Origin of the sequence: Nocardia noduli (assembly GCF_019038455.1) — a bacterium.
GTDB lineage: Bacteria > Actinomycetota > Actinomycetes > Mycobacteriales > Mycobacteriaceae > Nocardia > Nocardia noduli.
Window position 1 is genome coordinate 21053 of the sequence record NZ_JAFMPL010000110.1, and the last position, 6512, is coordinate 27564.

Annotated in this window: 7 protein-coding genes; 6 read left to right on the plus strand and 1 reads right to left on the minus strand. The window is 67.3% G+C overall.

Going from position 1 to position 6512, the window contains the following annotated elements:
- Positions 1–864: a hypothetical protein gene (locus tag JZ792_RS34835; RefSeq protein WP_216917159.1), complete on the minus strand. Its 864-nt coding sequence runs from the start codon at positions 862–864 to the stop codon at positions 1–3.
- Positions 865–1259: 395 nt separating this feature from the next.
- On the opposite strand from JZ792_RS34835, the gene JZ792_RS34840 reads away from it, so the two are divergent.
- From JZ792_RS34840 to JZ792_RS34865, 6 genes are all read left to right on the plus strand, one after another.
- The gene (locus JZ792_RS34840) at positions 1260–1751 is read left to right on the plus strand and encodes a hypothetical protein (RefSeq protein ID WP_216917160.1); all 492 of its coding nucleotides are present in this window, start codon (positions 1260–1262) and stop codon (positions 1749–1751) included.
- A 304-nt stretch (positions 1752–2055) separates the two neighbouring features.
- On the plus strand, positions 2056–2646 hold the full coding sequence (locus tag JZ792_RS34845; RefSeq protein ID WP_216917161.1) for a helix-turn-helix domain-containing protein: 591 nt from the start codon (positions 2056–2058) through the stop codon (positions 2644–2646).
- 55 nt (positions 2647–2701) lie between these two features.
- Positions 2702–3232 (plus strand): GNAT family N-acetyltransferase, encoded by a 531-nt coding sequence (locus JZ792_RS34850; RefSeq protein WP_216917162.1) that lies wholly within the window; start codon positions 2702–2704, stop codon positions 3230–3232.
- Positions 3233–3741: 509 nt separating this feature from the next.
- Complete coding sequence (locus tag JZ792_RS34855) at positions 3742–4341, plus strand: HAD domain-containing protein (RefSeq protein ID WP_216917163.1); 600 nt, start codon at positions 3742–3744, stop codon at positions 4339–4341.
- Positions 4342–4438: 97 nt separating this feature from the next.
- Positions 4439–5707 (plus strand): site-specific integrase, encoded by a 1269-nt coding sequence (locus JZ792_RS34860; RefSeq protein ID WP_216917164.1) that lies wholly within the window; start codon positions 4439–4441, stop codon positions 5705–5707.
- On the plus strand, positions 5708–6448 hold the full coding sequence (locus tag JZ792_RS34865) for a recombinase (RefSeq protein WP_216917165.1): 741 nt from the start codon (positions 5708–5710) through the stop codon (positions 6446–6448). It begins immediately after the preceding gene.
- Positions 6449–6512 lie beyond the last annotated feature (64 nt).

Here is a 6512-nt window from a genome sequence, read left to right on the forward strand (position 1 = left end):
TCAGTGATGGTCCTGCGGTGGGCTGACCCGGTAGGTAGCCGCTACTCGGCCGTTTTCCTGCAGGCCACGCACCGTTGGATGCCACCAGTATGTTCCGACGTGTCTGCCGAGCAGCGGTGCTTCGGCTGTGTAGGTCTTGAAGTGGCCACGGACCAGATGTAGTGGGATCGCGTCTCCGGCAGCTTCGCGCGCCTCGTTCAGATTTCGGGGACGACTGCTGCGGGGAAGGCTGATGACATGATGAGAAAGCAGATCGGGTATCTTCGGGCCACCTCGCTTGGGTCTGCGCCGACGCTCGGCGGGTAGGTGTTCGTTGACTTCGATGTTGCGGCAATTCATGAATCCGATGGCTGCGCTGGGCACGAGTGTCCATGACCGCGCGCGGGTCGCGGAGTCACTGGCGGGGTCGACGTTGTTGGCGAGGCCGAGCATCGTGCCCTGCTCGTCGACGAACAGATACGTCCACACGGGTGTGTAGAGGGCGTCTTTGCCGCGGGCGCACAACACCACGAAGGTAAGTACCTGGGCGCAGCCGTCGGGGGTATCGGCGTCGGGGTCATCAGCGGTGACCCATGCGGCGAACCGTGTTCCGTCGGTCTGTGACCAACTCGGGAACGACCACTCGATCCACATCGAGTCGAAAGGGAGCCGCAGCGGGCCCATCAGATCCATCGGATTGTGTTCCTTGGCGGACCCCCACCGCTGTTGATCACCCGCCGCCATCCATTCCGCACAGTCATCGGCGACCACCCGGACACTGTCACGAGCAGCCCGGCGGAAATCTCTGAACGTCAAAGGTGTCTCGTTCGCCACCGTGGACGCCACGGTGATGTCTCGCTGATTGATCCGCTCGAACAAGTGCATCCCGCATACCTTTCGACAGCTCTGGACAATTTCCAGTCTGCCCGACGGCTCGCGGTTCACCTTTCGAGAAGCCAGTACGGGTTCGACGGTTCTGGACCGAGTACAGGGGTCAGTTGCGATCACGTGCGCGCGTCGAGGCGTCAGACGTCTGCACATAGCCAATCGCAGCCCGATTGCGCGGGTTCCGAGTCTTGACGGCTCAACTGAATTCGGCTGTGGCAGGAGCCCGCCGCTTCGATCCTGGCCCGGCGCTACCGCCACCAGCGGGTGCTATACCGATTCGCCGAACACCGGTAGCCCCCGAATCAGCGGTCGACTGATCGCATACTGACTCCGCGCACAGTGCCGCGCTATGTGGTACGGGAGGCTGTCGGCAACTCCTGGAGACTGCGACTGTGGCGAATTCCTGGATCCGCGTTGTGTTCGAAGCGTTGGCGAACTTCACCAATCACATGCTGGACTGCTACCCGCAGTTCTCGACGCTCGGCCATCACACCGAGATGGTGCCGTGCCAGGCATGGGATGTGACTACGCGCGATTGGGCGGTCAAGCCTTTCCGGCTGCCGATCGCCGGGGTGAAGCCTCTGCTGTTGGTGCCGACAGGGTGGGTGCGTCCGAATCTGCTGATGTCGGCGACCCGCTATTACGAGACGTCGGTGTTGGACTACATCCAGATGGAGCGGTCCCACATCTCACCCGACGGCAAGGTGCTCAAGACACCGAAAGACCGGCTCATGAAGGAGCCGGGAATCGGCCGGGGGCGTCGAACCAACCGCGCGACCACCCATCGTGCCCACGAGAACAACCAGGATCTCCTGATGATGTTCAAACAGTTCGTCGACATGAAGTGGACCGATCCGACGAACGGTGGTTCCCGCGCCGCATAGCGGTACTGCGGGGCCGCCCAAGCCACGCTCCGACCCTCGAACCAACTCGGTTCGAGGGTCGGAGCGTGCGCTCAGCCCCACGACGCTGCGGCGAAACAACAGGAAGCCCGACGCCCCCTTCGAAGAAACTCCAGGGACGGCATGTCGGTGACAACAAAGATGAAAGAACAGGGACAAACACCCTGAACAGCACGCTGACACCTACCAGGCCGTAGCGCCTCACTGGTGACAGATGTGATGAATAGGCACAGCTGGAAGCGGTGACGAGCTGCGATGATCTCTGTTCTGGGATAGATTCTCCAATGTGAGACATGGTGCGGGTTCGTCGGAGGCGGGTGTCGAGCAGATCGAAGTCCGACTCGCGGCGCGGCTGGCCGGACTGCGGGCCGAGCGGGGGTGGTCGCTGGAGATACTGGCGGCCCGCACCGGGATCAGTCGGTCGACCTTGTCGCGATTGGAGCGGGCCGAGATCAGTGCGAGCACAGCGTGGTTGAGCCGACTGTGTCTCGCCTATGAGACGACGATGTCGCAACTGCTGGCCGAGGTCGAACAGGAGCCGCCACAACTGATACCCGCTGAGAGACAGCTGATATGGCGCGACGAGGCGTCGGGCTTCACCCGGCGGTCGGTGTCTGCGCCGCACCCCGGTCTGCGGGGCGAACTCATCGAATGTCACCTGCACGCCGATGCCGACATCTCCTATGCCGGATCACCCGTGCCCGGGCTCGAGCACCACGTCTGGGTGTTGGAAGGAGCGTTGGAGGTCACCCTCGATGCGACCGAGCATTATCTGCGCACCGGCGACTGTCTGCGCTTCCGGCTACACACCTCATCCCGCTTCCGCGCCGCGAACGCCCAAGCGGTCCGATACGTCCTGGTAGTAGTGCTGCCCTGACCGCCTGCCGACGACGCTGTTCTGCGCGAAAGCCGCCATCTCCCTGGAGTAGTCCATGATCTACCGTCACCGGCTCGCCGAGGCGCGAGACCTGCCCGCGATCGTCGCGATCTACAACGACGCTGTCCTGGCCCGGACCAGCAGTTGCGATCTGGACCCGGTCAGCGTCGCCGCGAGGCAGGAATGGTTCGACACCTCCCACCCTTCCCGCCACCCCATCTGGGTCGGCCATCCACTCGACAGCCCACGCACGGTCACCGGCTACCTGTCGTTCGAACCCTTCCTCAACGGCCGCCGCGGCTACGACGCCACCCTGGACCTCGCGATATACCTGCACCCCGACCACCAAGGCCGAGGACAAGGCAGCTACCTGCTCCGCGAAGCGATCACTCATGCCCCGCAACTGGGCGCCCGCACCCTGGCCACCACCATCTTCGCCCGCAACCAACCCAGCATCAGAATGTTTCACTCGCACGGCTTCCAGGAATGGGGCCGACTGCCGGGTGTGGCCGACTTGGAAGGAGTCATCCACGACGTCGTGGTCGTCGGCCGACCTGTCGACAACACCTCCGGCGCGCGACCGTGAAACGGCGCTGACATGCAGTGGTGAGAGACGACACGAAAGCCGGGTATCCGGGTGGCCAGCCTGTCCGCGACGCGGCACTGTGTTCTGGGCTGCGTTCGCGGACAATGTTCGGTACCGGCGGAGCGGCAAGGACGAGGAACTCCATCGCCTGCGAGTAGGGGCCCGCGTGTGCGTTCCTTCGACGAGAATCTCGACCTGGGGATATGATGGTGGCGCAGTGTGTAGTGGGCGTGGATTTCCGCCGCTGACCTGCGACTCGCCCGATCGGGCAGGGCTTTCCGGGAATGTGGGCGGTGGGGTGTTTCATCGGTGCAGGTCATAGGCGCAGTATGGTTTCTTGTGATTACTTTCCATAAGAGCAATTACTGAAAGTAAGTCAGATATCTTACGAGGTGAAGCCGCTATTTTCTTGCTAGGATTCGGGCACACTGTCGCGGATCCGGGGGTGCGCGGCTGATCACACGCGAAACCGGGACGGGACCCGCCGGATTCAAGGAGAGGTGGCCACGATGGTCCAGGACCACGCGTCGCGCGACGAGGTCGACGCGCGCAGTCGGGAGCACGATGATCCGGTCGTTCGCCCGGTGCTGGCGCTCGATGTCGACGGGGTGCTCTCGTTGCCCGGGCCACGGCCCGGGGTCGTGGAGCACCGTTTCGAGGGCATCGGGCCCGACGGCCGCGCGGCGGCGGGGGCGGTGTGGCTCGATCCCGCCCACGGCGCCTGGCTCGACACGCTCACCGCGGCCGGGGTCGAGATCGTATGGGCTACCTCGTGGGGTGAGCTGGCCAACACCTGGTTCGCGCCCCGGCTGGGGATCCGCACCGGTTTCCGGGTCCTCGAGGTCGGCGCCGACACCGCGCCCCGGTTCGGCCGGTCCCCGAAGTGGGATCCGGTCGTCGCCTGTTCGCAGGGACGGCCGCTGGCCTGGCTCGACGACTGCTTCGGCGGCAAGGAGTTCGGCTGGGCCGAAGACCGCCGAGACGAGACCGGGCTGCCGACCCTGGTCTGCGACATCGACCCCCACCACGGACTCACCGCCGCCGACATGGCCGCCGTCGACGACTGGGTCCGGACCTGCCACGATCACCGTCGGGAGCTGACCCAGTGACCGCCGCCCACCAACGATCCGGCACGGTGGGGATGCGTGGGTCCCGCCCGCGCGCCCATCCCGAGAGCCATCCGCGCAACAGCGGCAGGTGCGAGCGGTGAGCCGCCGCCGCTCTCCGGATCCCGCCGCCGCGGTGACCGATCCCGCCGCGCCCCTGCCCGACGGCCCGGCCCGGGCGCGGCGAACCGGTGCGGCGCCGAGCCTGCGGATCGTGCCCGATGTCCCCGCGCTCGCCGACCCGGACGCCGATGCCGACGCAGCGGCGGTCGCGGCGTTCCGTCGTGCCGCGGTCGCCGAGAACACCCGCCTCACCTACGCGACCGGCTGGCGTCAGTTCGACACCTGGTGCACCGACCGCGGCCGCGACCCGCTCCCGGCCTCGCCCGACACCGTCACCCGCTTCGCCGGGTGGCAGGCGCGACGCCGCGACGCCGAGGGCGGGTACGCGGTGAAGGCGAGCACCATCACCACCTGGTGCGCGGCGATCGGCGCGGTCCACGCCGAGCACGGCTACACAGATCCCGCCGCCGACCCCGCCGTCCGCGAAACCCTGCGCGGGATTCGCCGCGAACGTCGCAAGGCCCGCGAACCCCTCGACCGGGCCGCGCCGTTGATGACCGCCGACCTCACCCGGATCGTGACCGCGATCGCCGCCGACGCCCACACCTGGCGCGAGCAGATGGCCGCTGCCCGCGACATCGCCCTGCTGGTGGTGATGTTCGCCGGATCCACCCGCCGCGGCGAAGCCCTCGGCATCCAGGTCCGCGACCTGCACATCGACACCGGCACCGCCGGTGACTACATCGACGTCGAACTCCACGGCACCAAAACCAACGCCGAAGGCATCGACCACTTCATCCTCACCCGCGGGACACTGCCGATGCTGTGCCCGTGGTGCGTGCTCATGCGGTGGCTGACCCTGCTCGCCGACTACGACACCGCCCACGCCCGCGGCGGGCCACGCGCCGGGAAGATCGCCGTCCAGCAACGACTCCGCGCCGACCCCGGCCCGCTCGCCGACCACCACCGATGTGACCGGGCCCTGCCACGATTCCCGGCCACCACCGTCGCGGTCTTCCGGGCCCTCGGCAGAGCCGGGCTACCCGCCGCCACGACGCCGATGACCGGGCAAGCGCTCGGGCAGATGATCCACACCCGCGCACGACAGGCCGGATACCCGCCCGAACAGGCCGCGAAGTTCCGCGGGCATTCCGCCCGCGCCGGCGCCACCACCCAGGCCCTGGACAACGGCGCCACCTACCGCGAGGTGATGAACATGACCCGGCACCGACAGGTCGACACCGTCCGCAAATACGACCGCGCCCCCATCGACACCGCCAACGCCACCCGCCACCTCGGACTCTGAATGCCGCCCCCACCCGAGGTGTCCACACTGTCGGCCGAATACCGCCGCCAGTGGACCGAATTCGAGATCTGGTGCGAGGTCACCGACCACCGCGCCCTGCCCGCGGCCGCCGACACCGTCTGCGCCTACCTCGGCGAACAGCACGGCGCGGCGCTCGGCAGCCAACGCGCCCGCGTCGCCGCGATCAACGCCGTCCACCGCCTGGCCGAACTCCCCGAACCCGGCGACGCCGAACCGATCCGGCAACTGCTCAACCCCGGCCGCGGACCACGTAGTACCGAGGTCACCCGCCGCGTGCACGACATCCTGCCCGGCTTGCCCACCCGCGGCTGGCCCCAGGGACTGTTCGGGCGCCGCGACGCCGCACTGCTCACCCTCGCGGCCGCCGGACTCCCGTTCACCACCCTCGCCGAGCTCCGCCAACGCGACCTGCACCTCGGCGACGACGCGGTCACGATCGGTGCCCAACCGCTGCTCACCCTCACAGCCACCGGCGACGAACACTCCTGCCCCGTGCGGGTGATGCGCCGCTGGACCGCGCTCCTGATCCACCTCCCACACGGCGGCGCACCCGTGCTACTCGAACACCACCTCACCCGAGACGAACCCTCCCGCCACACCCCACTGCACGCCGACCATCGCGACTTTCCCGTGCTGGCCGGATTCGACTGGCGCGGAACACCTCGGTGTCCGCCGCCACGTCATCGACGACCTCGACGCCGACGACACTGGAAACCGTGAGCGCGTCGTTCGGGTGCAGTGGTCGGCGCTGGCCGACGATCCCGAGCACCTCACCCTCGACCTC

Bases quoted from the DNA above. Each gene is read 5' to 3' on its own strand.
- JZ792_RS34855 (WP_216917163.1), top strand. From the start codon at position 3,742: ATGGTCCAGGACCACGCGTCGCGCGACGAGGTCGACGCGCGCAGTCGG.
- JZ792_RS34835 (WP_216917159.1), bottom strand. From the start codon at position 864: ATGCACTTGTTCGAGCGGATCAATCAGCGAGACATCACCGTGGCGTCC.
- JZ792_RS34865 (WP_216917165.1), top strand. From the start codon at position 5,708: ATGCCGCCCCCACCCGAGGTGTCCACACTGTCGGCCGAATACCGCCGC.
- JZ792_RS34850 (WP_216917162.1), top strand. From the start codon at position 2,702: ATGATCTACCGTCACCGGCTCGCCGAGGCGCGAGACCTGCCCGCGATC.